Source organism: Corallococcus interemptor (genome assembly GCF_003668875.1).
Lineage (GTDB): Bacteria > Myxococcota > Myxococcia > Myxococcales > Myxococcaceae > Corallococcus > Corallococcus interemptor.
Genome location: NZ_RAWM01000027.1, coordinates 1 through 26,989, shown reverse-complemented (window position 1 = coordinate 26,989; position 26,989 = coordinate 1). Strand labels below are relative to the sequence as shown.

Here is a 26,989-nt window from a genome sequence, read left to right as displayed (position 1 = left end):
TTGAGAATCGCCGTCCTGGGAGCCGTGCTGGCGGTGAGCGGTTGCGCGAAGGAGCCGGTACAGGAGCCCGGGCGTCAGGACGCCGCGGAGGCGTCCCGGGGGGACACCACGAGCCTGGACGCGCTGCCCTTCGTGGACGGTGCGTCCGTCGCCAGCACCTTCGCCCAGAAGCTGGCGCGGCCCACCGCCCTGGGAGAGACGACGGCGGTGCACGTGAAGCTGCCGCCCCCGGTGAATCCGCTGCTTTCGGACAGCCTCGTGCGCGTGGAGGGAGACCCGGCGCGGCCCACGGTCCTGTTCCACTCCGACACGCTGGCCCGGCTGGGCGCGATTCCCTCCAGCCCCGGCCCGGACTTCTTCACGCTCTTCGCGCGGCTCCCGGATTCGGAGCTGGAGCGCCGTCAGGAGAATGAGCGCCGGCTGGCTTCGGGCGAGCTCGGCGCGACCACCCGGGAGACGGTCCTCTTCAACGGCCGCCACCCGGTCGCCCGCTACCAGGGGCTCCCCATGGACGCGGAGTCCTTCGGGTGGGGTTCCAAGGTGCCGGTCACGAGCTGCCCCCTGCTGCCGGCCTCCACCCAGTCCTCGTGGGAGCGGACGCTGATGATCCGCGACCCGGCCGTGGTGCTGGACCCGGCGCGCACGTGGGACCCGTGCACCGGCGCGGGAACCAAAGGCGGGGTGTGGACCTTCGCGCACCTGATGCGGGAGATGGCCCAGGGCTCCGGCGCGCGGCCAGAGGCCTTCGTGCTGAGCTGGTTGTCGCTGTGGCTCAATGACTTCCAGGCCAACGGCGACACGGTGCCCGCGCGCCGCAAGATGTATGACGAAGTGATTGCCCCCTGGGCCACCGCGAGCGGCGCGACGTCCACCCTCCAGCAGAACCCCACGACGGGCCGCTGGGAGGTGGCGCTGAGCAAGCCGCTGGACCTGGACCTCGCGCCCTTCCGTCTGCTGGCCATCGTCAACCGCATCGACCTGGCGGGCATCCGGGACTCCGACGGCAAGCCGAGCGACCCAGGGGAGCTGCGGTTCCTCTTCGGGCTGACGCGCCCCTCGCCGTGGGGCGGTGGCACGGAGGCGACGTGCAACCTCAAGCCCTTCACCGTCATCTTCGAGTACGGCGTGCCAGGGGATGGGTGCGCGCCGGTCATCGCCTGGGCCCGGCAGTGGGCGGTGCTGGGGACGTACGGCTCCTTCAACGTGGCCTACAAGGCGCAGCTCCAGCAGATGACCCAGAGCGTCGTCCTGCGGGGAAGGGCTCCGGGGAAGGGCAATGGAAACGCGCTCAACCAGCTGCGCACCAACGAGAGCGCCCTGGGGTTTCCGTGGGAGCTGCGGGAGTTCCGGCTGGCGGACGAGAACCCCGTCAGCGGCAAGGACAAACCCTCCAACGGACTCCTGCGCGTCCACACGATGGCGCGGACCCCCGATGACGCGAACCACGACTCCCAGACGGACCCGGACATCGACGCCTTCGTGCGCACGCACGTCAAGAACGGCGTCGAGCAGCCGGTGACCGTCTCCACCCGGTGCACCGCGCGCTTCGCGATGCCTCGCGCCGTCAATGGCAGACCGTTCGTGGGCGCCAACTCGCTGGTGGGGCCTCCCACCCACTGGGAGGGCTTCAGCGTGACACCCACGGATGCCACGGAGGTCTGCGCGCGGAAGGAGTTCTCCGTGAACACCTGCAATGGCTGTCACTTCAAGGACACGGGGACGAATGACGTCTCCGGCACGGACAACCTGGCCTTCACCCACGTCAGTCCCACGTCGGGCATCCCGGCGCGGCTGTCCAAGTTCCTCACGGGTGGCGGCAGCGGCTTCATGTACGTCGTGCCGGACGCGCAGTTCGGGGCGCAGTTGACGTCATGGCCGTTCGCGGACCTGCTGCGCCGGCACCAGCGGCTCCAGGAGCTGGCCAGCTGCACCACGTGCGGCTGGTTCATCGGCCTGGATGCGGGCTACCTGTCCCGGATGGAGACGCTGTCCGGGAGCGTGCCCCTGGACCTGCCGCCCGGCTCCCCCGAGCCGGGGCTCACGGTGGGCCCCATCCGCGACGTGGGCGTGGTGAAGCAGTTGCTGGAGGCGCGCGGCGGTTTCAAGGCGCAGTCGCGGGAGCTGCCGCTCGACTTCCTCCAGCCGCCCGCGGCCCTCGTCCACTGACGGCGCGCAGTGGGAATGGACGATGTAGCCCGTCGAGTGTCTCCCCATCGGCCCTCCAGGAAGAGGGCCGTGTCGGGAGCTCGACGCGCCTGGGTCAGAAGGCGCAGTCCTGTCCGCGCGTGGGCAGCGCGGAGGCGGTGCCGGACAGCCAGGAGTCCAGCGCGCGCGCCGCCTCACGGCCGTCCGCGAGCGCCCAGACGATGAGGCTCGCGCCCCGGCTGGCGTCGCCCGCGCAGTACACGCCCGCCGCGGTGGTGGCGAACTTCGCGTCCACGCGCACCGTGCCGCGCGGCGACAGCGCCACGCCCAGCTCCTCCGCCAGCCGGTCCGTGTTCGGGCCGGTGAAGCCCATGGCCAGCACCAGCAGGTCCACCTCGAAGACCTGCTCGGAGCCCGGCACCTCCACCAGCTTCACGGCGCCGCCCGGCTCGCGCTGCACCTCCACGCGGACGGCGTGCAGGCGCTGGAGCTGGCCGTCCTCGCCCTCCAGCCGCTTCGTCATCATCGCGAAGGCGCGCTCGCCGCCCTCCTCCTGGCTGGTGGACGTACGGAACACCAGCGGCCAGCGCGGCCACGGGTTCTCCTTCGCGCGCACCTGCGGCGGCGCGGGGAGCAGCTCCACCTGCATCACGCTCGCGGCGCCCTGACGCAGCGCCGTGCCCAGGCAGTCCGAGCCCGTGTCGCCGCCGCCCAGGATGATGACCCGCTTGCCCCGCGCCTCCAGCCGCGCGTCCGGCGCCGCGCCCGCCGTCACCACGCGGTTCTGGTGCTCCAGGTAGTCCATGGCCTGCAGCACGCCGGACAGCTCGCGGCCCGGCACGTCCAGCTCGCGGGCCTTGCGCGCGCCCAGGGCCAGCACCACGCCGTCGTACTGCTCGCGCAGCGCGCGCCAGCCCGGCGTCACGGACGCGTCCTCGCCCGTGCGGAAGACGATGCCCTCCGCCTCCATCAGCGCGAGCCGGCGGTCCAGCACCGCCTTCTCCAGCTTGAAGTCCGGGATGCCGTAGCGCAGCAGGCCTCCGGCGCGAGCGTCCTTCTCGTACACCGTCACGCTGTGTCCCGCGGCGTTGAGCTGCGCCGCCGCCGCCAGGCCCGCGGGCCCGGAGCCCACCACCGCCACGCGCTTGCCCGTGCGGCGCGCCGGAGGCCTCGCCTTCACCCAGCCCTCCGCGAAGGCGCGTTCGGAGATCTCCTTCTCCATCTGCTCGATGGTGACCGCGTCCCGGTCGATGGCCAGCACGCACGCGGCCTCGCACGGCGCGGGGCACAGCCGTCCGGTGAACTCCGGGAAGGTGTTGGTGCGGCTGAGCACCTGGTACGCCTCCTTCCACTGGCCCCGGTACACCGCGTCGTTGAAGTCCGGGATGAGGTTCCCCAGGGGACAGCCCTGGTGGCAGAAGGGGATGCCGCAGTCCATGCAGCGCCCCGCCTGCCGCTTCGCCTCGTCCGCCGCCAGCGGCAGGTGCAATTCGCGCCAGTCCTCCAGGCGCTCCACCTTGTCCCGCTTGGGCGCGGGCACGCGCTGCCACTCCATGAAACCCGTGGGCTTGCCCATGGCTCAGGTCCCCCCGCCGACGACGTGGAGCTGCTGGACGCTCGTGGCGGGTGGCGGCCTTCGCGCCGCCCTCCGCGCCTGGAGCACGCGCTTGTAGTCGGACGGCATCACCTTCATGAACTGCGGCACCATCAGCTCCCAGTTGTCCAGGACCCGCCGCGCCAGCGCGCTGCCGGTGTGGTGCAGGTGGCGCTCAATCATCCCGTGCACGAGCCAGATTTCGGACTCGTCCACCAGCGACTCCAGCTCCACCATCTCCAGGTTGCAGCGCTCGCGGAAGGAGCGCTCGCGGTCCAGCACGTACGCGGTGCCGCCGCTCATGCCGGCCGCGAAGTTGCGGCCCGTCTGGCCCAGCACCACCACCACGCCACCCGTCATGTACTCGCAGCCGTGGTCGCCCACGCCCTCCACCACCGCCTGCGCGCCGCTGTTGCGCACCGCGAAGCGCTCACCGGCCAGGCCCCGCAGGTACACCTCGCCGGCCGTGGCGCCGTAGAGCACCGTGTTGCCCACGAGCACGTTCTCCTCGGGCGTGAAGCGGCTGCCCTCCGGCGGGTAGACGATGATGCGTCCGCCGGACAGCCCCTTGCCCAGGTAGTCGTTGGTGTCGCCCTCCAGCTCCAGCGTCACGCCGGACGCGAGGAACGCGCCGAAGCTCTGGCCCGCGGAGCCCTTCAGCTTCACCCGCAGCTTGCCGTCCGGCAGCCCCTGCGCGCCGTGACGGCGGGCAATCTCGCCGGACAGCATGGCGCCCACCGCGCGGTGCGTGTTCGCCACCGGCAGCGACAGCATCAGCGGCGGCCCGCCCGCGAGCACGGACTGCGCCTTGGACAGCAGCTCATGGTCCAGGTGGTCCGACACGTCCTTGCGGTGCGGCGCCTGGCAGTGGCGCGGCTCGGTGGCCGGCGCGGCCGGCGCGGTGAGCAGCGCGGACAGGTCCAGCTTGCGCGCCTTCCAGTGGTCCACCGCCGCGCGCTGGCGCAAGAGGTCCACCCGGCCCACCAGCTCCTCCAGCTTGCGCACGCCCAGGCCCGCCATGTGCCGGCGCAGGTCCTCCGCCAGCAGGAGGAAGAAGCTGACGACGTTCTCCGGCGTGCCCTGGTAGCGCTCGCGCAGGGCCGGGTCCTGCGTGGCGATGCCCGCCGAGCAGGTGTTGAGGTGGCACTTGCGCAGCATGATGCAGCCCACGGACACGAGGCTCGCGGTGGCCAGGCCGAACTCCTCCGCGCCCAGCAGCGCCGCCACCAGCACGTCGCGCGCGGTGCGCAGGCCGCCGTCCACCTGCACGCGGATGCGCGAGCGCAGGCCGTTGTGCACCAGCACCTGCTGCGTCTCCGCCAGCCCCAGCTCCCACGGCAGGCCCGCGTGCTGGAGGCTGGAGAGGGGAGAGGCGCCCGTGCCGCCCTCGTAGCCCGCCACCACCACGCAGCCCGCGCCCGCCTTGGCCACGCCCGCGGCGATGGTACCCACGCCCACCTCGCTCACCAGCTTCACGCTCACGCGCGCCTTCGCGTTCACGGACTGGAGGTCGTAGATGAGCTGCGCCAGGTCCTCGATGGAGTAGATGTCGTGGTGCGGCGGCGGCGAAATCAGCGTCACGCCCGGCGTGCTCCAGCGCACGCGCGCAATCCGCTCGTCCACCTTGTGGCCCGGCAGCTGGCCGCCCTCGCCGGGCTTGGCGCCCTGGGCCATCTTGATTTGAAGCTCGTCCGCGTTGACCAGGTACTCGGCGGTGACGCCGAAGCGCGCGCTGGCCACCTGCTTGATGGCGCTGCGGCGCGAGTCGCCGTTGGCGTCCTTCGTGTAGCGGCGGGACTCCTCGCCGCCCTCGCCGCTGTTGGACTTGCCTCCCAGCCGGTTCATCGCGATGGCCAGCGTCTCGTGCGCCTCCGCGCTGATGGAGCCGAAGGACATGGCGCCGGTGACGAAGCGCCGCGCCAGCTCCAGCGCGGGCTCCACCTCATCCAAGGGCACCGGCGTGCAGCCGTCCGTCACCACGTCCAAGAGGCCGCGCAGGTTGCTGTGCTCGCGCGTCTCGTCGTCCGCCAGCTTCGAGTACTCCTGGAACTGCACCGGGTCGTTCGCGCGCACCGCCGCCTGGAGCTTCGCCACGGTGGCCGGGTTCCACTTGTGCCGCTCGCCCTGCCGGCGCCAGCGGAACTGCCCGCCCACCGGCAAGAGGTGCTCCTCGCCGTCCGCGCCCGGGCCGAAGCCGCGCGCGTGCCGCTCCGCCACCTCGCGGCCCAGCTCCGGCAGGCCCACGCCCTCCACGCGCGACGACGTGCCGGTGAAGTGCTTCTCGATGAGGCTTCGCTGCAGGCCCACGGCTTCAAAGAGCTGCGAGCCTCGGTAGGACTGGAGCGTGGAGATGCCCATCTTGGACATCACCTTGAGCAGCCCCTCCTCCAGGCCGTGGAGGTACTGCGCCTGCGCCTTGTCCGCGTCCGCCTTCAGCTCACCCGCGTCCGCCAGCGCGCGCAGCGTGTCCAGCGCCAGGTACGGGTTCACCGCGGACACGCCGTAGGCGAACAGGCACGCGAAGTGGTGCACCTCGCGCGCCTCCGCCGTCTCCAGCACGATGCCCGTGTACATGCGCGTGCCGTCGCGCACCAGGCGCTGGTGCACCGCGGACACGGCCAGCAGCGCGGGGATGGCCGCGTGCGCCGCGTCCACGCCCCGGTCGCTCAGCACGAGGATGCTCGCGCCCGCGTCCACGGCGTCCACCGCCGCCGTGCACAGCCGCTCCACCGCGACCTCCAGCGCCGTGGCCGCGCCGCCCGCGTGCGGGTACAGCAGGCTCAAGGGACGCGGCTCGAACAGGCCCGTGTCGCCGCGCAGGTTCGCCAGGCGCGCCAGCTGCCCGTTGGTGAGGATGGGGCCGGGCAGGGACAGCCGGTGGCACTGCTCCGGCGTCTCCTCGAAGGTGTTGCCCTCCGGGCCCAGCGCGGTGGCCAGCGTCATCACCAGCGCCTCGCGCAGCGGGTCGATGGGCGGGTTGGTGACCTGCGCGAAGAGCTGGTGGAAGTAGTTGAAGAGGGTGGGGGCCTGGTCGCTCAGCACCGCCAGCGGCGTGTCCGTGCCCATGGAGCCCGTGGGCTCCTTGCCCGTCTCCGCCATGGGGATGAGCGTGGTGCGGACGTCCTCGTCCGTGTAGCCGAACGCGCGCTGCAGCCTCCACAGCGCCTCGCCCTTCACGCGCGCGGGGGCGGGGACCTGGGGCAGGTCGTCGAAGGTGAAGACGTTGCGCTGGAGCCAGCGGCGGTAGGGCCAGCGCGAGGTGATTTCGCGCTTCACCTCCTCGTCCTCCAGAATGCGCCCCTCCGTGGTGTCCACCAGCAGCATGCGGCCCGGCGTCAGCCGGCCCTTGCGGCGCACCTGCGACGGGGGCACGTCGATGACGCCCGCCTCCGACGCCAGGATGATGCGGTCGTCCTCCGTCACCAGGTAGCGCGCGGGGCGCAGGCCGTTGCGGTCCAGCGTCGCGCCAATGAGCTGTCCGTCCGTGAACGCGATGGCGGCGGGGCCGTCCCACGGCTCCAGCAGGGACGCGGAGTACTCGTAGAAGGCGCGGCGCTCGTCGCCCATCTCCTTGTTGCCTTCCCACGCCTCCGGGATGGTCATCATCATCGCGTGGGGCAGGGTGCGGCCGCCCAGGTAGAGCAGCTCCACCATGTTGTCGAACTGCGCGGAGTCGCTCTTGCCCGGGACGATGATGGGCCACAGCGGCTCCAGGCTCCCGCCCAGCTTCGCCGTCTGGAGCAGCCCGCGCCGCGCCGTCATCCAGTTGCGGTTGCCACGCAATGTATTGATTTCGCCGTTGTGCGCGATGAAGCGGAACGGCTGCGCCAGCTCCCACGTGGGGAAGGTGTTGGTGGAGAAGCGCGAGTGCACCAGCGCCAGCGCGCTGACGAACTCCGGGTGCCGCAGGTCCGCGTAGAAGCGCGGCAGCTGCCGGGGCAACAAGAGCCCCTTGTAGATGAGCGTCTCCGACGAACAGCTGGCCACGTGGAAGCGCCCCTGGGGGTCCACGCCGCGCGCCTGCACGCGGTTCTCCACCAGCTTGCGGATGCGGTAGAGCTTGCGCTCGAAGGCGCTGGGCACCACGCGGCGGCGCGCGATGAAGAGCTGCCGGATGACCGGCGCGGCCTCGCGCGCGAGCGGCCCCAGCTCCTGGGGCGCCACCGGCACGTCACGCCAGCCGAGCAGCCGCTGCCCCTCCTCCTCCACCACGTCCTCGAACAGCGCCTCGCACGCGCGCCGCGCCTCCGGCTCCTGCGGCAGGAACACCTGCGCGACGCCGTACTGGCGGCGCGGCGGCAGCTCGAAGCCCAGCCTCGGCGCCTCGTGGTTGAAGAAGCGGTGCGGCAGCTGCACCAGGATGCCCGCGCCGTCGCCCGTCTCCGGGTCGCGCCCTGCCGCGGCGCGGTGGCTCAGCCGGTTGAGCAGCTCCAGCGCGTCCTCCACGATGCCCCGCGAGCGCTGACCCCGGATGTGGGCCACGAACCCCACGCCGCAGGCGTCGTGCTCGGTCTCCGGCTCATACAGCCCGTAGCGCGGAGGGAGGGTGAGCGGCATCGTCGGGACCCCTTTCCCGCATGACGCGGGAAGCCAAGCTGTTGAGCACTCAGGCTAACGCGGCGTGTCGCGGGCCGTAAAGACAGGGTGACTCAGGGGGTCGAGTCACCGCGTGGAGTGGTGCCGGGGAAACAGGCCCACCGTGAAGCCTCACGCCGCGTGCGCCCTCGGGTACGGGCACCTGTGACTGGTCAACAGTCGCCTGCGATGAACGGCCAACATTCAGCGCGATTGGTTCTTTCCACGCGCCGCGTCGATCCCGATCCTCCCTGGACCTTGGACCTGCTGCGGCGACTGAAGGCGGAGACGCGTCCCCACCATGAGCGGACGGAGGGCGTGGTGCGCCTGATGGACGCGGACCTGACGCCCGAGGGCTACCGGCGCCAGCTGGAAGCCTTCCATGGCTTCTACCTGCCGGTGGAGGCACGGCTCGCCGGGCCCCTGGCGGCGCTGGAGCCGGCGTTGGAGCTGGAGTCGCGCTGGAAGACGGCGCTCCTGGAAGAGGACCTGCGCGCCATGGGGCATGACACGGCCTCGCTCGCGCGGCTGCCGCGCGCCACTGCCCTGCCGTCGTTGACGGGGCTGGCGGAGGCGCTGGGCGGCGCGTACGTGCTGGAGGGCTCCACGCTGGGCGGCCAGCTCATCCTGCGCCACCTGACGCGCCGCTTCGGTCCGGACGCGCGCGTGGGGAACTTCGCCTTCTTCAGGGCCTATGGCGACCGGGTGGGCCCCATGTGGCGGGCCTTCGGCGCGGCCCTGACCCAGGCGTCCGAACGGGCGGCCTCCGAGACCTTCGACGCGGCCGTGGTGCAGGGCGCCCGCGAGACCTTCGACACCTTCGCCGCCTGGTTGATGCGAGAGCACGATGTCCCCGTCCGTCTCTGATGCAGACCTCAGCGTCTGCGATCGCGAACCCATCCACCTGCTGGGCGGCATCCAACCCCGGGGCGTGCTCGTCGCCTTCCACCCGGGTTCGGAGTCCGTCGCGGTCGTGAGCGCCAACGCGGCCGCGCTGCTGGGCGCCGGGCCGGACGCGCTCCTGGGCAAGCCTGTCTCCGGCGTGCTGCCGCACGGGCTGCTCGCGCGCGTGGAGGCGGGCGTGGGGCCGGGGCCCGTCACCGTGGAGGTGTCCGGACAGCGCTGCTTCGCGCTGCTGCATGAGAGCGACGGCCTGCGCGTGCTGGAGCTGGAGCCGGTCATCGACGGGGACGGGGACGTGGGCGCGGAGGAGACGGCGCTCTCCGCGGTGCAGCGGCTGGTGTCGCCGCTGGCGTACGCGAAGGGGACGGTCGCGCTGCTCAACGAGGCCGCGGACGCGGTGCGGGCGCTCATCGGCTACGACCGGGTGATGGTCTACCGCTTCCACGCGGACTTCCATGGCGAGGTCGTGGCGGAGAGCGTGCGCGAGGGCGTGGACTCCTTCCTGGGCCTGCACTACCCGGCGAGCGACATCCCCGTGCAGGCGCGCGCCCTCTACACGCGGAACCCCGTGCGGCTCATCGCGGACGTGGACGCGAAGGCCGTGGCGCTGGTGCCGCCGGTGCTGCCCGGCACCCAGCGTCCGCTGGATTTGTCCGGCTCCGCGCTCCGCAGCGTGTCGGAGATCCACCTGGAGTACCTGCGCAACATGGGCGTGGGCGCGTCCTTCAGCGTGTCGCTCTTGAAGGACGGACAGCTGTGGGGGCTGATGGCCTGCCACCACCTGTCGCCCCGCATGGTGTCCGCCGCGCGGCGCCAGGCGTGCGAGGTGCTGGCGCGGCTCTTGTCGCTCCAGCTGTCCGCGGAGGAGCGCAGCCAGGAGGCCGCCGCCCAGGCGCGCCGCGCGTCGCTGCTCAACATGCTCGTCCTGCCGAACCTGGGCGACCGCAGCCCCGCGAAGGCGCTGGAGACCCAGGCCCCGCTCCTGATGGAGCTCACGGGCGCTCACGGCGTGGCGCTGGTGCTGGGCGCGAGCGCGGGCCCGGAGTCCTCGCCGCTGCTCCTTGGCACCACGCCATCCGCGGAGGAGGTGCACGCCCTGGTGGCGTGGCTTTCGATGGGCGAGCTGCCGGGCGAGGTCTTCCACGTGGATCGGCTGGGGGACGTGTATCCGCCGCTGGCCTCGCGCGCGGACGTGGCCGCGGGCCTGCTGGCGGTGCGGCTGGATCCGTCCGTGCCGCACTATGCGCTGTGGTTCCGCCCGGAGGTGGCGCGCACCGTGGCGTGGGCCGGCAACCCGAACAAGCCCGTGCGCCCGGAGCCGGGCCATGCGCGGCTGCGTCCCCGCGCGTCCTTCGACGTGTGGCGCGAGGAGATGCGCGGCGCCTCCACGCCATGGTCCACGCAGGACCTGGAGGCCGCGCGCGCGCTCAAGGGCGCGCTGGTGGGCGTGGTGCTGCGGCACGCGGAGGAGCTGGCCCGGCTGTCGCGGGAGCTGGCCCGCTCCAACGCGGAGCTGGACGCGTTCGGCGGCTCCGTGGCGCACGACCTCAAGGAGCCGCTGCGCGGCATCCTCCAGTACAGCTCCTTCCTCCAGGAGGACTTCGGCGCCACGCTGGGAGCGGAGGGACGCCAGCAGCTGGAGTCCCTGGCGTGGCTGGCGAAGCGCACGCACTCCCTCATCGACGACCTCTTCGAGTTCAGCCGCCTGGGCCGGCTGGAGCTGGCGTGGGAGGAGACGGATCATCAGGCGTTGGTGGAGGACGTGCTCCGGACGCTGGGCGCGCGGCTGGAGGGGGGCAGGGTGGAGGTCCGCCTGCCCCGCCGCCTGCCCACCGTGGCCTGTGACGCCGTCCGCATCCGGCAGGTGTGGGCCAACCTCATCAGCAACGCGGCCAAGTACCAGACGGCCGAGCCGCGCTGGGTGGAGGTGGGCTTCCTCGGGCCCGGGGAATCCCGCCCCGCGGCGGCGCGTCACGTGAAAGCACCCTACATTTTCTACGTGAAAGACCCCGGCATCGGCATCGCGCCCCAGTTCCATGAGGCCGTCTTCGAATTGTTCCGCCGCCTGCATCCCTCGCAGGCCTATGGTGGCGGCTCGGGGGCGGGGCTGGCCATCGCGCGCCGGCTGGTGTCACTGCATGGCGGTGCGCTCTGGCTGGACTCCGCGCCGGGGCAGGGCTCCACCTTCTATTTCACGCTGGGCGAGGAGCCGAGGTCATGAACCCGCTGCTGCTGGTGGAGGACAGTGATCCGGACGCGGAGGCGCTGATGCGCATCGCGAAGCGGCTGCCCCTGCCCGTGCCCGTGGTGCGCGTGCGCGACGGCGAGAACGCGCTGGACTACCTCTACCGCCGTGGAGCCCACGAGGACGCGGAGCGCCCCACGCTCATCCTGCTGGACATGCACATGCCCGGCATCAGCGGGCGCGACGTGCTGGCCACGCTGAAGGCGGATCCGGACCTGCGCAGCATCCCCGTCATCATCTTCTCCTCCTCGCTGGATGTGGGCGACGTGCAGGGGGCGTACGCGGACGGCGCCAACAGCTACCTCTTCAAGCCGGAGATTGGCCCCCAGCTGCAGGCCACCGCGGAGGCGCTCCACGCCTTCTGGTTCAAGGCGGCGCGCCTGCCCGAGCCCCAGGAGCCGGAGGCATGAGCCTGCGCGTGCTGCTGGTGGACGACGGCATGGCGGACCGCCTCGCGGTCAGCCGCGCGCTGGCGAAGGACCCGGACATGCAGTGGGAAGTGGTGCCCATGTCCAACGCGGAGGACGCGCTGGCATACCTGGAGGGCAACGCCGTGGACGCGATGCTGCTGGACTACCACCTGCCCGGCATGAACGGCGTCACCCTGCTCCAGAAGGTCACGGAGCTGGGCCTGCCCCGCGTGCCCGCCGTGGTGGTGCTCACCGGCAGCGGCAACGAGCGCGTGGCGGTGGAGGCCATGAAGGCCGGCGCCCAGGACTACCTGGTGAAGGAGACCTTCAGCCCGGAGCGCCTGCGCATCAGCCTGCGCACCGCGGTGGACACGGTGCTCATGACGCGCGAGCTGGAGGACCGCCGCCTTCGCGCCGAGCGCGCCGAGACCGCCGCCCGCGAGGCGCTGGCCGTGCGCGACGAGCTCTTCTCGCTGGCGACGCACGACCTCAAGGGCCCGCTTCAAATCATGACGCTCAACGCCCAGGTGCTGCGCCGGCAGATTCCCACCGCCGCGATGACGCCCGCGCTGGAGACGCGCCTGGGCCACATCGTGCGCGCGGCGCACCGCATGGGGGAACTCATCGACCACTTCCTGGAGGTGACGCGCGGCCAGGAGCGCCCCCTCAAGCGCGAGCCCCTGGACCTGTTGGCCATGGTGCGCGGCAAGGTGCGCGAGCTGGAGGCCAACGCCTCCCGCCACCACTTCGTCCTGGAGGTGCCGGAGGGGCGCGACTTCACCGGCGAGTGGGACGCGCACGCCCTGGAGCGCGTGCTGGAGAACCTGATGGGCAACGCGGTGAAGTACAGCGCCGCGGGCTCCACCGTCACCGTGCGCCTGACGGTGGAGGACGGTGACGCGCAGCAGTTCGTGCTGCTCGCCGTGACGGACCAGGGCATTGGCATCCCGGCCGCGGACCTGCCCTTCGTCTTCGAGCGCTTCCACCGCGGCCGCAACGTGTCCCGGGACGTGTCCGGCAGCGGCGTGGGCCTGGCCAGCGCGCGCCGCATGGTGGAGCTGCACGGCGGCTCGCTCGCCGTGCGCAGCGTGGAGGGTCAGGGCTCCACCTTCACCGTGCGCCTGCCCCGGGGCATCGCGCTGCCCACGGAGTCCGTGCGCTCCACGCCTGAACAGCTGGCGCCGTAGGTGCCGGAGCCGGGGCGCGGCGTCCGGAACCTCAGGGCACCGCGGGCACGCTGCCGCGCAGCATGAAGAACACCACCACGCCCGTCACGCTCACGTAGAGCCACATGGGCGCCAGCCACCGCGTCACCTTGCGGTGCCGGCCAAACTGCTGCCGCCAGGAGAAGTAGAAGGCCACCAGCGCCATGGGCAGCACCGGCATGGACAGGATGACGTGGCTGGCCAAGAGCGTCAGGTACAGCCCGCGGAAGCCGCCCACGTAGCGCGTGTCCCCGTGCACGTAGTGGTACGCGAGGTAGCCCACCAGGAACAGCGCGGACGCGGCGAACGCGCTCACCATCAGGTTCTGGTGCGCCTTGCGCGCGCCCCGCTTGATGGCCACCCACCCGGACAGCAGCAGCGCCGCCGCCGTCGCGTTGAGCCCCGCGTTCACCGCCGGCATGAAGCGCAGGTCCACGCCCATCCCCGCGCCTCCGCGCCGGATGAGCAGCAGCCACGCCAAGAGCGCCAGCGCGCCGGCGGACACCACGCCGATCGCGACGAAGAAGGAGCGGTCATTCGTGGACGCGGGAGAGGGCGTCAGCCCGGAAGCGGCGTTGGACATGCCTTCTTCTGGACCGCGCCCGGGCCGCTTGCAACAGGCCGCTCAAGCAGAATCCCGCGAAGGCCTACATGTCGGTCGAATGGAATCGGTTAGGTCAACTGGATATCAAACCGGAAATTCCTTCATACTTCGGACCACTGCGTCACCCCCGACCCCCCCTCTCGGAGGTTCCCCGTGTTCAGCGTGCGTTGCCTTGCCCCCCTGGCGAGCGCCGCCCTCCTGCTCGCCCTGCCCGCAGCCGCTGAAGAAGCGGTGTGCGCGCCCGTGGCGAAGGTTCCCTTGGAGCGGCACCTAAGACAGCTTTCTCTCGACTTGCTGGGACGTCCTCCGACCATGGAGGAGTACAAGGCGTTCCAGGCGAAGGGCTCCGTCACGGCGGAGGACGTCCGCGCGATGATGAAGGACGAGTCCTTCTACGCGCGGATGCGCGACTACCACCGCGCGCTGCTTCGCTCGAACATCAGCGGCAGCGTGCAGGGCAACGGCGACTACCGCGTGTCCGGCACGCCGCTGAGCTTCGCGGGCAACAACTCCAACAGCCTGCGCGGCGGCCAGAGCCAGCGCTGTGACGGGGAGATTGCCCAGGACAGCTGCAAGGCGAGCCCGCAGGACCCGCACCAGGACAGCTCCACGCCCTCCGTCTGCCGCGACGCGCAGGGCGTGCCCATGCCGGTCAGCTACGACTACGACACGAACTTCTACCAGTGCCGCCAGCTGGACGTGAACGCCACGGAGCCGGAGCTGAAGTTCGCGGACTGCAACGCGCTGAAGGCCAGCCCGACGTACGGCAGGTACGTGAACTTCTGCGACAACCGCTACCTGGCCTCCGCGGGCAAATCCGTGGGCTACCTCTGTCTGCCGGACCCGAACAAGAACACCACCAACGTGCTGGTGCCGGAGCCGGCCACGGGCGTCATCACCGCCTGGGTGCAGCCGGCGGGCGGGACGGGCTCGCTGAAGCTGAACCGCTGCAAGTTCGACGCGACGGACGCCAACACCCCCTGGACGCCGAAGCAGGGCTGCGTGCACCGCGAGGGCTACGTCACCACCACGGTGCAGCCCTACTGGTCCACCACCACGGAGCCGGTGAAGGTGTGCGCCATCGAGGCGCAGAACCGCGCGACGAACCCGTACAACGGCCAGTCCTGTGAGACGGGCCGCTTCAACGGCGACCGCACCTGCGGCTGCGGCGACAAGATGCGCCGCTGCGAAATCAGCGACGTGCACAACGCCCGCGTCGCCGCCTTCAACGAGGAGCCGCTCTTCATCACGGACTCCGTGGTGCGCAACGACGAGCCCTACTTCAACATCCTCACCACCCGCCGCTCCTTCGTGAACGGCCCGCTGTCGGAGTTCTACAAGCAGCGCCAGGGCGTGGGCGTCTTCAGCATCAAGGCCCCGGCGGACAACGCCGTGCTGCCCACCGTGACGTACGCCAGCACCACCCAGTGGAACGAGTACGTCCGCGACAGCACCCACTCCGGCGTGCTCACCACGCCCGCGTTCCTCTACCGCTTCCCCACGCAGCGCGCCCGCGTGAACGAGTTCTACGAGGCGTTCCTCTGCAAGCACTTCGCCCCGGCCGCGGACGCGAACCTGCCGCCCCCGGATGACGCCTGCAACCGCGAGAACAACCTGGCCAGGCGCTGCGGCTGCAACTACTGCCACGCCACCATCGAGCCCACGGGCGCGCACTGGGGCCGCTACGCGGAGCGCTCCGCGCAGTTCCTGTCCCCGGACCAGTTCCCCCGCCTGGACGTGAAGTGCCGCGACTGCGCCATCGCCGGTGACACCAGCTGCGGCGGCGAGTGCAGCCAGTACGTGATGCAGGCCTTCGACGGCGACGGCGCCAACTCGCTGGGCCTCCTGAAGACCTACCTCTACCGCACCGCGGACGAGGAGAAGAACATCGAGGGCGGTCCGCAGGCGCTGGTCAAGCGCATGATGGAGACGGGCGACCTGGAGCGCTGCACCGTCAAGCGCGTCTGGAACGAGTTCCTGGGCCGCGCCATGACGGCCGAGGAGCAGCGCCTCTACCTCCAGCAGCTGTCGCAGGACTTCGCCAAGAACAACCACAGCCTCAAGGGCCTCATCGAGCAGGTGGTGATGTCCGACGCGTACCGGAGGATCGACTGATGCGCCGCCTTCTGCTGACCGCGCTGCTCGCGCTCGCCACGGGCTGCACCCAGGGCTCCGTGGACGTCCCCGCCAAGCCCGTCCCGCTGGACGCACAGCTGGACCCGGTGCCCAACCCGCACGGCAACACGGATCAGATTGATCCGCTGCCGGACCCGGAGGCCCAGGGGGGCAGCGTGGGCCGCGCGCCCCGCCGCCTCACCGTCGCGCAGCTCAAGGAGTCCATCCGCGTCGCCGTGGGCATGGAGTGGGATGAGCTGGAGTCGCGCGCCCAGTCGCTGGGCCGCGCGGACTACGCGCTGATTACCTCGGAGAACACGGAGCCCAACCTCGTCTTCGCCCGCTTCCTGGACGACGGCGCGCGCAAGGTCTGCATCGCCCAGGCGCAGAAGGACATCGCGCAGGCGGACGTGAGCTTGCGCACCCTGGGGCGCACGCTGCCCTCGCCCATGAGCGATTTGACGAAGCTCACGGACGCGCAGGTGAACGAAACGCTCGTGTACCTCTCCACGCGGTTCTGGGGCGCGCCCCTGTCCGGTGAGGAGCTGACGCGCTACGCGACGTTCTTCCGCAAGGCCGCCGCCCGGGCCGAAACCCTCAAGAAGCGCGACCAGGCGCTGGCGGTGGTGTGCATCGCCATGCTGACGGACTCGCGCTTCATCACCTACTGACCTTGACGGTGCCCGCGATGAAGAAGACGCGCCAAGACGACACCTGCTGCCCCGAGCGCCGCACCTTCCTCAAGGCCGGAGCCGGCTTCATGGGCTCGCTCCTGCTGGGAGGCATCCCCTTCAAGGCCGTGGCCCAGGCGACGAACCTGGCCCCGCCGGACCGCTGCTTCGTCTTCGTGTATTTCAGCGGCGGGTGGGACCAGCTGCTCGCGCTGGACCCGCGTGACCCGGCGGTGTTCACCGCCGACCGCGTCAGCGAGACGCGCATCATGCCGGGCTACAGCCTGCTCACCGACTCGCGCTTCCAGCAGGTGCCCATCGTCCCCAAGGAGCGCGCGGGCGCCGGCCCCGCGGCCATGACCTTCGGGCCCGCGGTGGGCGCGCTGTCGGACCACTACGACCTGATGACGGTGGTGCGCGGCATCAACATGAGCACGCTCACCCACGAGGTGGGCTACCGCTACTTCCTCACCGGGAAGATGCCCATTGGCAGCGCGGCGCGCGGCTCCTCCACCGCCACGGAGATCGTGGGCCAGATGAAGCCCGCGGTGCCCATCCCCTCCATCGCTCAAGGTGTCGAGTCCTACAACGACCGCTACGGCGGCTACGCCAACGCGCTGCGCGTCAGCGGCCTGGCGGACCTGGTGCTCACGCTGGACCCGCCCGTGGCGTCGCGCCAGCTGGACAGCGAAATCGAGAAGAGCCTCATCGACCTCAACGGCCAGCCCATCACCTGCGAGGAGCAGGCGCTCACCGCCCGGGGCGTGGGCACGGCCTATGAGAGCAGCCGCGGCCAGATGCAGACGGTGATGGAGAACAAGCTGTCGGACTCGTTCCGCTTCCAGCTGGCGGCCAACCAGTCCGTGCGCGACTTCTACGGGCTCAACAACCAGTCCTACCCGTACAACAGCGCCGCGGGCCGCGCCGCCATGGTGGCCACCGCCCTGAAGAAGGGCATCAGCCAGTGCGTGTCCATCAACCTGGCCGGCGGCCTGGACACCCACTTCGGCACGCAGCAGACGCACGCGACCAACCAGCGGGCGGGCTTCGACGCGCTGAACCTGCTGGTGAATGACCTGCGCCAGACGGCGCACCCCGGCGGCGGCAACTTCATGGACCACACCACCATCCTGGTGTTCAGCGAGTTCGCTCGCACGCCCACCATCAACGCCACGGGCGGGCGCGACCACCACCTGTCCAACAGCTGCCTGCTGATGGGCGCGGGCATCAAGCACAACCGGGTGGTGGGCCGCAGCGGTGACATCGGCATGTCGCCGGGCCTGGTGGACCTGCGCACGGGCGCCAACGACCCGAACGGCTCCAACATCTTCCCCGAGCACATCATCGCGACGGTGCTGGCCTCGGCGAAGCTGGACTACAGCATCACCCGGGTGGACCCGCTGCGGTTCATCCTTGCCTGAACCTTGATGAGCACTCCCCTCCTGCGTCCCCATCCGCGCCACGGTTCCCCCGCCGTGGCGCGCTTCCTGTCCACCTCGCTCCTGCTGATGTCCGCGGCGCTGGCTTCCGCGTGCGGCGAGGACGCACCCCCGGGCAGCGACCCGGCGAAGCCCGCGGCCTTCACGGCCACCCAGGTCACCACGGCGCAGTCGCTGGCCGCGGTGCCCGGCTTCGCGGACCAGTCCGGCGGCGGCATCTTCGCCACCGCTGGCGGCGAGGCCGTGCGCCTGCGCCTGGACGGCACCCGGGCAGCGCTCGCCGCCCACCCGCAGAACACCGCGGTGCTGGGCTCCGTGCGCGCCACCTTCCGCCTGGGGCCGCACAGCGCCCTGGTGGAGACGGACCGCGGCCTGTTCCTCGCGGACCAGGGCTGGCTCATCGAGCCGCTGTGGCAGGAGGTGCTGGGCACCGGCATCGTCGCCACCGCGCAGACGGCGGACGGCGCGGCGTGGATTGCCCACCCCACCGGCCTGTTTCAAATCCAGGGCGGCGTGCTCGCGTCGCTGAAGCTGTCCGGGCAGCCGCTCAACAACATCACCGCCATGACGGCCGCGCCCGCGGAGGACGGCCTCGCGGGCCTGTGGTTCACGCGCGAGGGCCGCCTCAACGTCGTAGTGGCCTCCGCGCCGGGCGTCTACCAGGTGCGCGGCTCGGACGCGCCGCTCGCCGGCGGTGAGACGGTGCGGGCGCTCGCGGGGCTGAGCGCGGGCACGGGCGTGGCGGGCGAGGTCTGGGTGCTCACCAGCACCCGCCTCCTGCGCCGCAACGCGGAGGGCTGGAGCCCGGTGGACCTGCCGGCGCTGCCCGAGCAGCTCCTGGGCGCGGGGCGCTTCCTCTGGGCCCGCGCCGGCAACCGGCTCTTCACCTACGACGCGGACGCGAAGGTGTGGGGCTCCGCGGAGGGGCTGCCCTCCGGGAGCGTGACGCTGCTGGCCGCGGACGAGAGCGGCTGTGCGTGGATCCGCGTGGGCGAGCAGGCCCTGGCCATCAGCCAGATGCCGGTGCCGCGCGTGACGGGCATGCACCAGGGCATGCTGGTGGTGGAGGACGGGCTGGTGGTCCAGGCCCGCCTGCCCCCGGGGACCGCGCCCAGGAGCGTCCTCTTCCAGCTGGAGGGCAAGGAGGTCGAAGCCACCGGGCCCGCGTTCAGCATGGGCGGCCTGGAGGCGGACGGTGAGACGCTCAAGGCGTTCTCCTTCTCCTCCCTGACCCCGGGCGGGCACACGCTGAGCGTCGTGTCCCGCTTCGAGGACGGCAAGGAGGCGCGCCGGCAGCTGCCCTTCGTGTACCAGCCGCTCGCCACCGTCCCCAGCTGGGCGCGCGACATCCGGCCCATCCACGAGGCCCGCTGCGCCAAGTGCCACACCACCAGCCCGGGCCGGCCGCTGAACACCTATGAGCTGTGGAAGTCCAACGCCCAGCTCATCAACGCGGCGGTGCGCGACCTGCGCATGCCCGCGGACGGGCCGTTGGATCAGCAGGGCCTCGCCCTCATCCAGCGCTGGGTGTCCTCCGGCGCGCTGCCCTGAAATCCCCGCGTCACGACTGCTTCCGAGGCACCCTCCATGAAACGTCTTCTTCGCGCGACCCCCCTCGCCGCGCTGCTGACCCTGGGCTGTGACGGCGAGCTGAAGCCCGCGGATCAGCTCCCCTACGTGGGCCCCTGTGAGGGCCTGGCCCCGCTGACGCTGTCGGCGGAGCCCACCACGGTGCGCTCCGGCAGCGTGGCCACGCTGACGGCCGGCGGCGGCAGCGGCCACTACTCCTACCGCGTGGAGGCGGGCGGATCCTCCGGCGACATGCGAGGCAACCGCTTCGTCGCGGGCGCCACGCCCGGCGAGGACACGCTGACGGTCGTGGACGACCAGTGCGGCGGCGCCACCAGCGTGCGGGTGAAGGTGATCGCCGGCTTCGGCGTCTCGCCCGCGCGCGCGATGCTGCGGCCGGGCACGTCCTTCCAGATCCTCATCGAGGGCCTGGTGGGCACGGCGGTCTTCACGCTCACCACCAACGGCTCCGGCGCCACGCTCAGCGACACGGGCGTCTACACGGCGGGGCAGGTGGAGGCGCAGGACGTCATCACGGTGCGCGACACGAAGTCCGGCGACACCGTGGCGCTCCAGTACACCGTGAGCAAGGCGGCGAAGCTGGTGGGGGACCCGCAGTACCTGGGCGTGCCGTCGGGTTCCTCCGCGCCGCTGGCCGCGGCGGGCGGCACCGACCGCGTGACGTGGACGAAGAAGTCCGGCCCGGGCTCCGTGGTGAACGGCCGCATCGTGGTGGAGGCCGGCGCGACGGGCACGGTCGTGCTGGAGGCGAAGGACGCCTTCACCGGCGACGTGGCCCCGGTGTCGGTGCGCGTGCTGGATGAGCTGACGCGGCCCCTCCTGGCGCACGGCAAGCTGTCGGACGTGGCCACGCTGGTGACCGCGGACTTCGACGGCGACGGCATCCAGGACCTGGCGGTGGGCCAGCGCGAGAGCGAGCTTTCGCGCCCCACGGGCGGCGCGGTGTTCGTCTACAAGGGCGCTTCCTCCGGCCTGCCCGCGAAGCCCACCTGGGTGCTGACGGGTGAGACGGAGGGCGCGCTCTTCGGCGACATGCTGGCGGTGGGCGACCTGGACGGCGACGGCATCTCCGACCTGGCGGTGTCCTCGCCGGGCGCGGACGTCACCATCGGTGACTCGGGCGCGGTGTATCTCTATTCGTTCAAGCCGGGGCAGGGGCCCGCGCTGCTGCGGCCCGCGCTCACCGGCCTGGGCCGGGGCGGGTTCGGCACGGGCATGGCCATCGCGGACGCGGATGGCGACGGGGACATGGATCTGTTCGTCGGCTCGCCCGGCGGAGACCTGTCCACGCTCTCCGGCATCAGCCGGCGCGGCGTCGTCGACATCTTCATCCTCAACAAGGGACAGGCCCTCCCGGACCTGCCGGCGGTGCGCCTGGGCGGCCAGGACCTGGACAAGGACGGGAAGTTCACGCTGAAGAGCACCACGGAGCTGGGCCGCGCGCTCGCGGTGGCGGACCTCAACGACGACGGCCGCCCGGACCTGGCGGCGCTGCACCGGCTGACGCGCTTCAACGCGGATGGCACCACCAACGGGCAGCAGATGGCCGTGGCGGTGTACTTCGCGCGCGACACGGCGCCGCGCTACCGCTCCGCCGCGGACCTCTACGTGCTGGTGTCCAACACCGCCGTGGAGTCCATGGCCAACGAGGGCACCTTCCGCCTGGGGACGATTCCCGGCGAGGGCAGCCGTCCCCCGTTCCTCCTGGTGATGGCGGACCGGGCGGACTCGCCGAACCTGAGCGCGTCGGGCGGCGGGGCGTCACAGCAGGACGCGGGCGGCGCGTACCTCTTCGACCTGCGGGGCGCGAAGCTGGCGGCGGATCCGGCGGCGGTGAACCCTCCGACGGTGGCGCTTTCGAGCGCGTTCGCGCGCTTCTACGGCGACGCGCGGAGCATCAACGCCACCCGGAGCTGGGCGGTGATGGACGTGGACGGCACGCAGGGGCCGGAGCTGCTGCTGGGCGCGCCGTATGCGTCGGTGACGGCGGGCACGGCGACGCTGGGCAACGCGGGCAAGGTGCTGGTGTATCCGCTCACGGGCCTGTCCAAGAACACGGTGATGAACAAGCCGCTCGCGGCGCTGGGTGGCTCGGCGAAGTCGGAGGTGCTGGGCGCGGGCCTCGCGGCGTGGAAGCTGCCGTCCGGCCCGGTGCTGGCGGGCTTCTCCGGCCGCGCGTCCTCCGCGTCGGGGGCGTTCACCGGCCGCGTGGATGTCTTCACCCGGGCCGGCGCGTCGGTGGCGGACTGGGCGCGCAGCGGCATGGACGTGACGGCGAAGGCCAGCGTGGAGCGCTTCGGTGAGACCGTGGCGGTGTCGCGCCTCAACGGCAAGGTGATGGCCCTGGTGGGCTCGCCGGGCTTCTCCGGCCCGGGCCCCAACAACGACGGCGCGGACCTGACCGTGGGCCGCGCGTACACCTTCGACACCGAGGCGCCGGGCAAGGCCATCGTGTCCGGCGAGGGCGCGAGCTCGCCTTGGTATGGCGGCCGCAACGTGGGCGTGGACGTGGCGTTCACGGACTTCAACGGCGACGGGCGGCCGGACCTGGTGGCCGGTGCCACGGGGCTGGTCATCCCGGCCACGAACTCCGCCGCGACGGAGCGCGACCCCTACGTGCAGAACGCCTGCATGACGACGGCCACGCAGTCACTGGGCGGACTGCTGGTGTCGGTGGGCCAGGCGGACGGCACCTTCAAGCCGGCCTACCGCGTGTTCGCGCCGTCCGTGGTCGACGGTTGCCATGACGCGGCGAACACCCGCTGCAAGCGCACCAACATGGGCCGGGGCGTGGTGGGCGGCTTCGACTTCAACAACGACGGCAAGGAGGACGTGGCCGTGCTGCGCGACCGCGGCATGGATGTGTTCCTGGGCCGCGCGCCGGAGGACGCGTCCTTCGCGAAGATGACGCTGGCCTGCGACGCGGCGTATTCGTGGCCCAGCGCCCCCATGCCCGCGCCGCACTGGGGAGACACCGTGATGCCGGCGACCTCCGCCATCGCCTCGGTGGGCGACCTCAACGGGGACGGCTGCGACGAGGTGGCGTGGCGCTACTCGGACAACACGCACTCGGGCATCGTGATTGCCTACGGCTTCGACAAGGGCGGCTCGAAGTGTGGGGGCCGCACGGTGGGCGCCACCGTGCGCATCGCCGCGGACACGGAGGTGGGGCGCGCGCTGATGAACCTGGGCGTGGCCACCACGCGCGCGGGGAAGTTCCTGGGAGCCTCCGGCGCGGACTACCTGGCGGTGAGCGCCAACAACTACCTGGTGGAGGGCGTGAGCCAGCAGGCGGTGCTGCTCATCCAGACCAGCAAGCTCACCCCGCCCGCCACCGGTGAGACGCTGCTGGACGTCGCCGACCTGGCCCCGCTGAACCTCACCTACCGCACCCGCGCCGTGAGCTTCGGCACGTCGCTGTCGGGCGGCAGGGACCTCACCGGCGACGGCGTGCCGGACCTGTGGGTGGGCGCGCCCAACGCGTCGGTGGCCTCGGATGGCGACGGCGCGGCGTTCCTCTTCGCCGGTGGCGCGAAGTCCACCGGCCCGCTGGCGCCCTTCCTCCTGGTGGTGGGCGACGGCGCCGAGCGCTCCTTCCTGGGCCAGTCCCTCTCCGTCGTCCCCGGCTCCGGAGGCTCGCCGCCCACGGCCATCATCGGCGCGCCGAGGAGCTACCGCACCGGCACGCAGAACGGCACGGCGTACGCGCTGCCCCTGCCGTTCTGATTCACCCCGCGCTCGGGGCTTCCGGAGGCGCCTTCGCCTCCGGGGCCTCGTCGCGGTTGGCGAGCGCCGCCGCCGTGAGGATGAGCGCGCCGCCCGCGAGCAGGGACGGCGTGAGCGGCTCACCCAGCAGCGCCACGCCCAGCGTCACCGCCACCAGCGTGTCCAGCAGCGCCATGGCCCCCAGCGCCGCCAGCGAGATGCGCGGCAGCAGCCAGTACAGGCACTGGTAGGTGAGCACCGTCCCGCCGAACGCCAGGTACAACAGCGCGCCAATCGCCTTCGGCGTCCAGTGCGCCGGCTGGTCCCACTCCAGCAGCGCGGACGCGGACAGCAGCAACGCGGCGCTGCTCAGGGTCTGCACCAGCGTGAGCAGGTGCGGCGGCACGTGCGTCATGTGCCGGCGCACCAGCACGTTGGCCACCGCCACCACCGACGCCGCGAACAGCGTCATCATGCAGCCCAGCACCACCTGTCCGGAGAAGCTGAGCGACACCAGCTCCTGGTGCTGGAGCGCCACCACGCCCGTCAGGCCCAGCGCCGCGGCGAAGAGCTTGCGCCCGGTGAGCGGCTGATCCGGAAAGACGATTCTCCCCACCAGGAGCAGCCACACGGGGAAGGTGGAGAAGAGGAGCGCGGACCAACTGGAGGGGATCCACTGCTGCGCCACGAAGAGCAGCCCGAAGGGCACCGCCAGCTGGAGCACGCCCAGCCCCGCGATGCGCCACCCGGTGCCACCGCCCAGCGCCGTGCCTCGCGAGCGCGCGAAGGGCAACAGCGCCACCCCGGCCACGAGCATGCGCGTGCCCACGAAGCGCAGGGGCGGCAGGTCCTCCAGCCCCACCTTCACGGCGGCCCACGTGGAGCCCCACAGGAGGAAGCAGGTGGCGTAGGCCAGGGACACCTTCCACCGCGGCGCGGGCTGCACGGCCGGGGTCACGACGGTCACGGACGACATGGCGCGCGGGCACTAGCACGCGCCGCCCCCTTCGGGGAGACCTCCCTTCAGGGTGCGGCGCGTCAGCCGCCTGCTCACTCGTCCGGCAACACCTGCTTCACCCGGAGCACGGGGGCGAACAGGTCCCCCACGGCATCCAGGCGCTTCTTCAGCGTCTTCAGGCGGAAGCGGTGCGGGTCCAGGCGGCCGTTCACCTCGCTCCACTCGAGCGGCGCGGAGAAGGGCGCGCCCTCCACGGCGCGCAGGGAGTAGGGCGCCACCACCGTCTTGCCGCGCGCGTTCTGTCCCGCGTCGATGTAGAGCCGCCCGCCGCGCTCGCGGATGGAGCGCTCCGTGGTGGCGATGTCCCCCAGCTCCTCCTCCAGCTCGCGCGCCCGCGCGTCCGCGAACGCCTGGGTGCGCGCGTACGTGTGGCCCGGCGCCAGGGGCACCAGCACGTGCAGGCCGCGCTTGCCGGACGTCTTCGGGAAGGACTTGAGCCCCAGCTCATCCAGGCGCGCGTGCAGCAGGGTGGCCACCCTCACCACGTCCTTCCAGCCGCCCTCGCCGGGGTCCAGGTCGAACACCACGAAGTCCGGCTGCGCCAGCCTTGGCGCGTGCGACAGCCACATGTGCACCGTGAGCGCGGACTGGTTGGCCAGCCACAGCAGCGCGGGCGTGTCCTTCACGTTCACGTGGCGCAGCGTCTTGTCCTCGTGGCGCACGCGCAGGGTGGGCATCCATGACGGGATGCCGGACAGCTCGTGCCGGAAGAAGCCCGGGGCCTGGATGCCCGCGGGCCACTGCTGGTGGGCCAGGGGCCGGTCCGCGAGCACGGGCAGGAGCAGCGGCGCCACCTGCTCGTAGTACGCGAACACGTCCGCCTTCGTCAGGCCGTCCTCGGGGAACAGCACGCGGTCGCCGTGCGTGAGGGTCACCTCCGGCGCGCGCGAGGACTTCCCGCGGGCCGTCTTCACCGAGGGCGCCTTCGCGGTGCGCGCGGCGGCCTGCACCGGCGCGCGGCGTGAGCCCCGGCGCGCGGCGCCCTCGATGGGGGCGGGGCGCTCGCGCACGACCTCCTGCGGCACCTTGTCGCTGCGCAGGCCCTGGAACACGGGGTGGCGCAGCCGGCCGTCCTTCGTCCACTCGGTGAAGTTCACCTGGGCCACGTACTTCGGCTTCACCCAGACGGTGTCGGAGCTCGAGGGCGCGTCCACGGCGGCGGGCTTCTTCACGCGCGTGGCGTCCAGGAGCCAGCGCAGCTCGCGGCGGTCCTTGGACGTGTAGCCCGTGCCCACCTTGCCCACGTCGTGGAAGCCGTCCTTGCCGCGCACGCCCACGCGCAGCGCTCCAATCTCGGACTTCGCCCGCTCGTTCTTGATGGGCAGGTAGCCCAGGATGACGACCTCCTGGCCCGCGACGACCTTCAGCTTCAACCAGTCCCCGGAGCGCGCGCCCGTGTAGGGCGAGTCCTTGCGCTTGGCGATGAGCCCCTCCCACCCCTTGCGCCGCGCCTCCAGCAGCGCGCGCGACAGCGGCAGGTCCACCTTCTCGGAGAGCTGCAGGGGCTGCTGCGCCTTCGCCATCAGCTTCTCCAGCCGCGCGCGGCGCTCTTCATAGGGCAGCTCGCGCAGGTCCTCGCCATCCAGCCACAAGAGGTCGAAGACGACGAAGCGCTGCTCCGCGCCCTCTTCCGTGTTCTGCAGAATCTGGAAGCGCGAGCGGCCCTTCGCGTCGAGCGCGACAATCTCCCCATCCACGACGACGTCCTTCGCGGGCAGCTCTCGCAGCGCGGCGGCGAGCCGGGCGAAGCGGCTGGACAGGTCGTTGCCCCGGCGGCTCTGGAAGGCGAGCTTCCCGTTCGTGAGGGCGCACACGGCGCGGAAGCCGTCGTATTTCACCTCGTAGGCGTGCGTCTCGTCGTGCACCTCGTCGGACACCGCCAGCCGCGCCAGCATGGGCGGCCACACGCGCTCCAGCAGCTTCTCGGGTCTGGCGGGAACCCGGGCCAGCTTCCTCTTCGCGGCCTTGCGCACGGGGGCCTTGCGCACGGGCTCTGGAGGCTTCTTGTTCCGCAGCACGCCCGGCTTGCGGGGCCCCTGGGTCTCCACCTGCCCGCTCTTCACGGACTCGGGGCGCTCCACGGTGACGTCGTAGCCGGCCTTGGCGTACGCGTCCTTCGCCTTGAAGAAGAGCCACTGCGCCTTGCCGCCGCGCGGCCGCGTGCGGATGAGGTGCCAGCGCCCCTTGAGCTTCGCGCCGTGCAGCACGACCTCCAGGTGCCCGCGCTTCAGCTGCGCCTCCGCGTCTCCTGAACCGGTGGTCTCGAAGGTGCCGGACTCCCAGAGCAGCGAATCCCCGCCGCCGTACTGGTCATCCGGGATGTGGCCCTCGAAGTCCCCGTAGGAGAGGGGGTGGTCCTCCGTCTGCACCGCGAGCCGCTTCACGGCGGGGTCGTGGCTGGGGCCCTTTGGGATGGCCCAGCTCACCAGCACGCCGCCAATCTCCAGCCGCAGGTCGTAGTGAAGGCGCGTCGCGTCGTGCTTGTGGATGACGAAGACAGGCGCGCCCGACTTCGGGGCCTTCACGTCCGGCGGCGGTTCGGGCGTCAGGTGGAAGTCGCGCTTCGTCCGGTAGCGGCGCAGCCGCCTCTGCGTGTCGGAGGTCTTCACCCTCCAACGCTCTGCACAGGAAGGCGGGCGCGCAATTCCTCCCATCGGCTGGTGGGCAACCAGGAGGGCAAGCGCTCCGCGCGGACCCGGCACCCCATTTTCCGGCCACACCCCAGATGGGAGGGGAGGGCTGTCCGCCTGCCCTGGGTGCGGTGGAGGGA

The 26,989-nt window shown here is 71.7% G+C and carries 15 protein-coding genes; 10 read left to right on the top strand and 5 right to left on the bottom strand.

Annotation, left to right across the window (positions count from 1 at the left end; genetic code table 11):
- Positions 1-2,166 (top strand): hypothetical protein, encoded by a 2,166-nt coding sequence (locus D7X96_RS12810; RefSeq protein WP_244219564.1) that lies wholly within the window; start codon positions 1-3, stop codon positions 2,164-2,166.
- Positions 2,167-2,260: 94 nt separating this feature from the next.
- Here D7X96_RS12810 and D7X96_RS12805 read toward each other — a convergent pair whose 3' ends face one another.
- A complete protein-coding gene (locus D7X96_RS12805; RefSeq protein WP_121769832.1) occupies positions 2,261-3,721 on the bottom strand; it encodes a glutamate synthase subunit beta in 1,461 nt (486 codons plus the stop codon).
- A 3-nt stretch (positions 3,722-3,724) separates the two neighbouring features.
- Positions 3,725-8,296 (bottom strand): glutamate synthase large subunit, encoded by a 4,572-nt coding sequence (gltB, locus tag D7X96_RS12800; RefSeq protein WP_120546497.1) that lies wholly within the window; start codon positions 8,294-8,296, stop codon positions 3,725-3,727.
- Positions 8,297-8,572: 276 nt separating this feature from the next.
- Here gltB and D7X96_RS12795 point away from each other — a divergent pair, with 276 nt between their 5' ends.
- The 4 genes from D7X96_RS12795 to D7X96_RS12780 are packed head-to-tail and all read left to right on the top strand — an operon-like array spanning position 8,573 to position 13,059.
- The gene (locus tag D7X96_RS12795; protein WP_244219563.1) at positions 8,573-9,181 is read left to right on the top strand and encodes a biliverdin-producing heme oxygenase; all 609 of its coding nucleotides are present in this window, start codon (positions 8,573-8,575) and stop codon (positions 9,179-9,181) included.
- Positions 9,162-11,438, top strand: a complete 2,277-nt coding sequence (locus tag D7X96_RS12790) for an ATP-binding protein (RefSeq protein ID WP_121769831.1) — start codon at positions 9,162-9,164, stop codon at positions 11,436-11,438. Before D7X96_RS12795 ends, D7X96_RS12790 begins: the two co-directional genes overlap by 20 nt.
- On the top strand, positions 11,435-11,872 hold the full coding sequence (locus tag D7X96_RS12785) for a response regulator (protein WP_120546495.1): 438 nt from the start codon (positions 11,435-11,437) through the stop codon (positions 11,870-11,872). The genes D7X96_RS12790 and D7X96_RS12785 overlap by 4 nt, the downstream gene beginning before the upstream one ends.
- On the top strand, positions 11,869-13,059 hold the full coding sequence (locus tag D7X96_RS12780; RefSeq protein ID WP_121721958.1) for a hybrid sensor histidine kinase/response regulator: 1,191 nt from the start codon (positions 11,869-11,871) through the stop codon (positions 13,057-13,059). Before D7X96_RS12785 ends, D7X96_RS12780 begins: the two co-directional genes overlap by 4 nt.
- A 31-nt stretch (positions 13,060-13,090) precedes the next feature.
- Here the strand turns inward: D7X96_RS12780 and D7X96_RS12775 are convergent, their stop codons facing one another.
- Positions 13,091-13,660 (bottom strand): DUF420 domain-containing protein, encoded by a 570-nt coding sequence (locus tag D7X96_RS12775; protein ID WP_120546493.1) that lies wholly within the window; start codon positions 13,658-13,660, stop codon positions 13,091-13,093.
- Positions 13,661-13,993: 333 nt separating this feature from the next.
- On the opposite strand from D7X96_RS12775, the gene D7X96_RS12770 reads away from it, so the two are divergent.
- The 5 genes from D7X96_RS12770 to D7X96_RS12750 are packed head-to-tail and all read left to right on the top strand — an operon-like array spanning position 13,994 to position 23,222.
- On the top strand, positions 13,994-15,796 hold the full coding sequence (locus D7X96_RS12770) for a DUF1585 domain-containing protein (protein ID WP_244219562.1): 1,803 nt from the start codon (positions 13,994-13,996) through the stop codon (positions 15,794-15,796).
- Positions 15,796-16,467 (top strand): hypothetical protein, encoded by a 672-nt coding sequence (locus tag D7X96_RS12765; protein WP_120546491.1) that lies wholly within the window; start codon positions 15,796-15,798, stop codon positions 16,465-16,467. Before D7X96_RS12770 ends, D7X96_RS12765 begins: the two co-directional genes overlap by 1 nt.
- Positions 16,468-16,484: 17 nt before the next feature.
- Positions 16,485-17,888: a DUF1501 domain-containing protein gene (locus tag D7X96_RS12760; protein WP_120546490.1), complete on the top strand. Its 1,404-nt coding sequence runs from the start codon at positions 16,485-16,487 to the stop codon at positions 17,886-17,888.
- 6 nt (positions 17,889-17,894) lie between these two features.
- On the top strand, positions 17,895-19,457 hold the full coding sequence (locus D7X96_RS12755) for a hypothetical protein (protein WP_244219561.1): 1,563 nt from the start codon (positions 17,895-17,897) through the stop codon (positions 19,455-19,457).
- 36 nt (positions 19,458-19,493) lie between these two features.
- Positions 19,494-23,222: an FG-GAP-like repeat-containing protein gene (locus D7X96_RS12750; RefSeq protein ID WP_121769829.1), complete on the top strand. Its 3,729-nt coding sequence runs from the start codon at positions 19,494-19,496 to the stop codon at positions 23,220-23,222.
- A 1-nt stretch (position 23,223) separates the two neighbouring features.
- Here the strand turns inward: D7X96_RS12750 and D7X96_RS12745 are convergent, their stop codons facing one another.
- Both D7X96_RS12745 and ligD read right to left on the bottom strand, forming a co-directional pair.
- Entirely contained in the window at positions 23,224-24,177 is a 954-nt protein-coding gene (locus D7X96_RS12745) for a DMT family transporter (RefSeq protein WP_120546488.1), read from the bottom strand.
- A gap of 74 nt (positions 24,178-24,251) precedes the next feature.
- On the bottom strand, positions 24,252-26,828 hold the full coding sequence (gene ligD / locus D7X96_RS12740; RefSeq protein ID WP_208647304.1) for a DNA ligase D: 2,577 nt from the start codon (positions 26,826-26,828) through the stop codon (positions 24,252-24,254).
- Positions 26,829-26,989 lie beyond the last annotated feature (161 nt).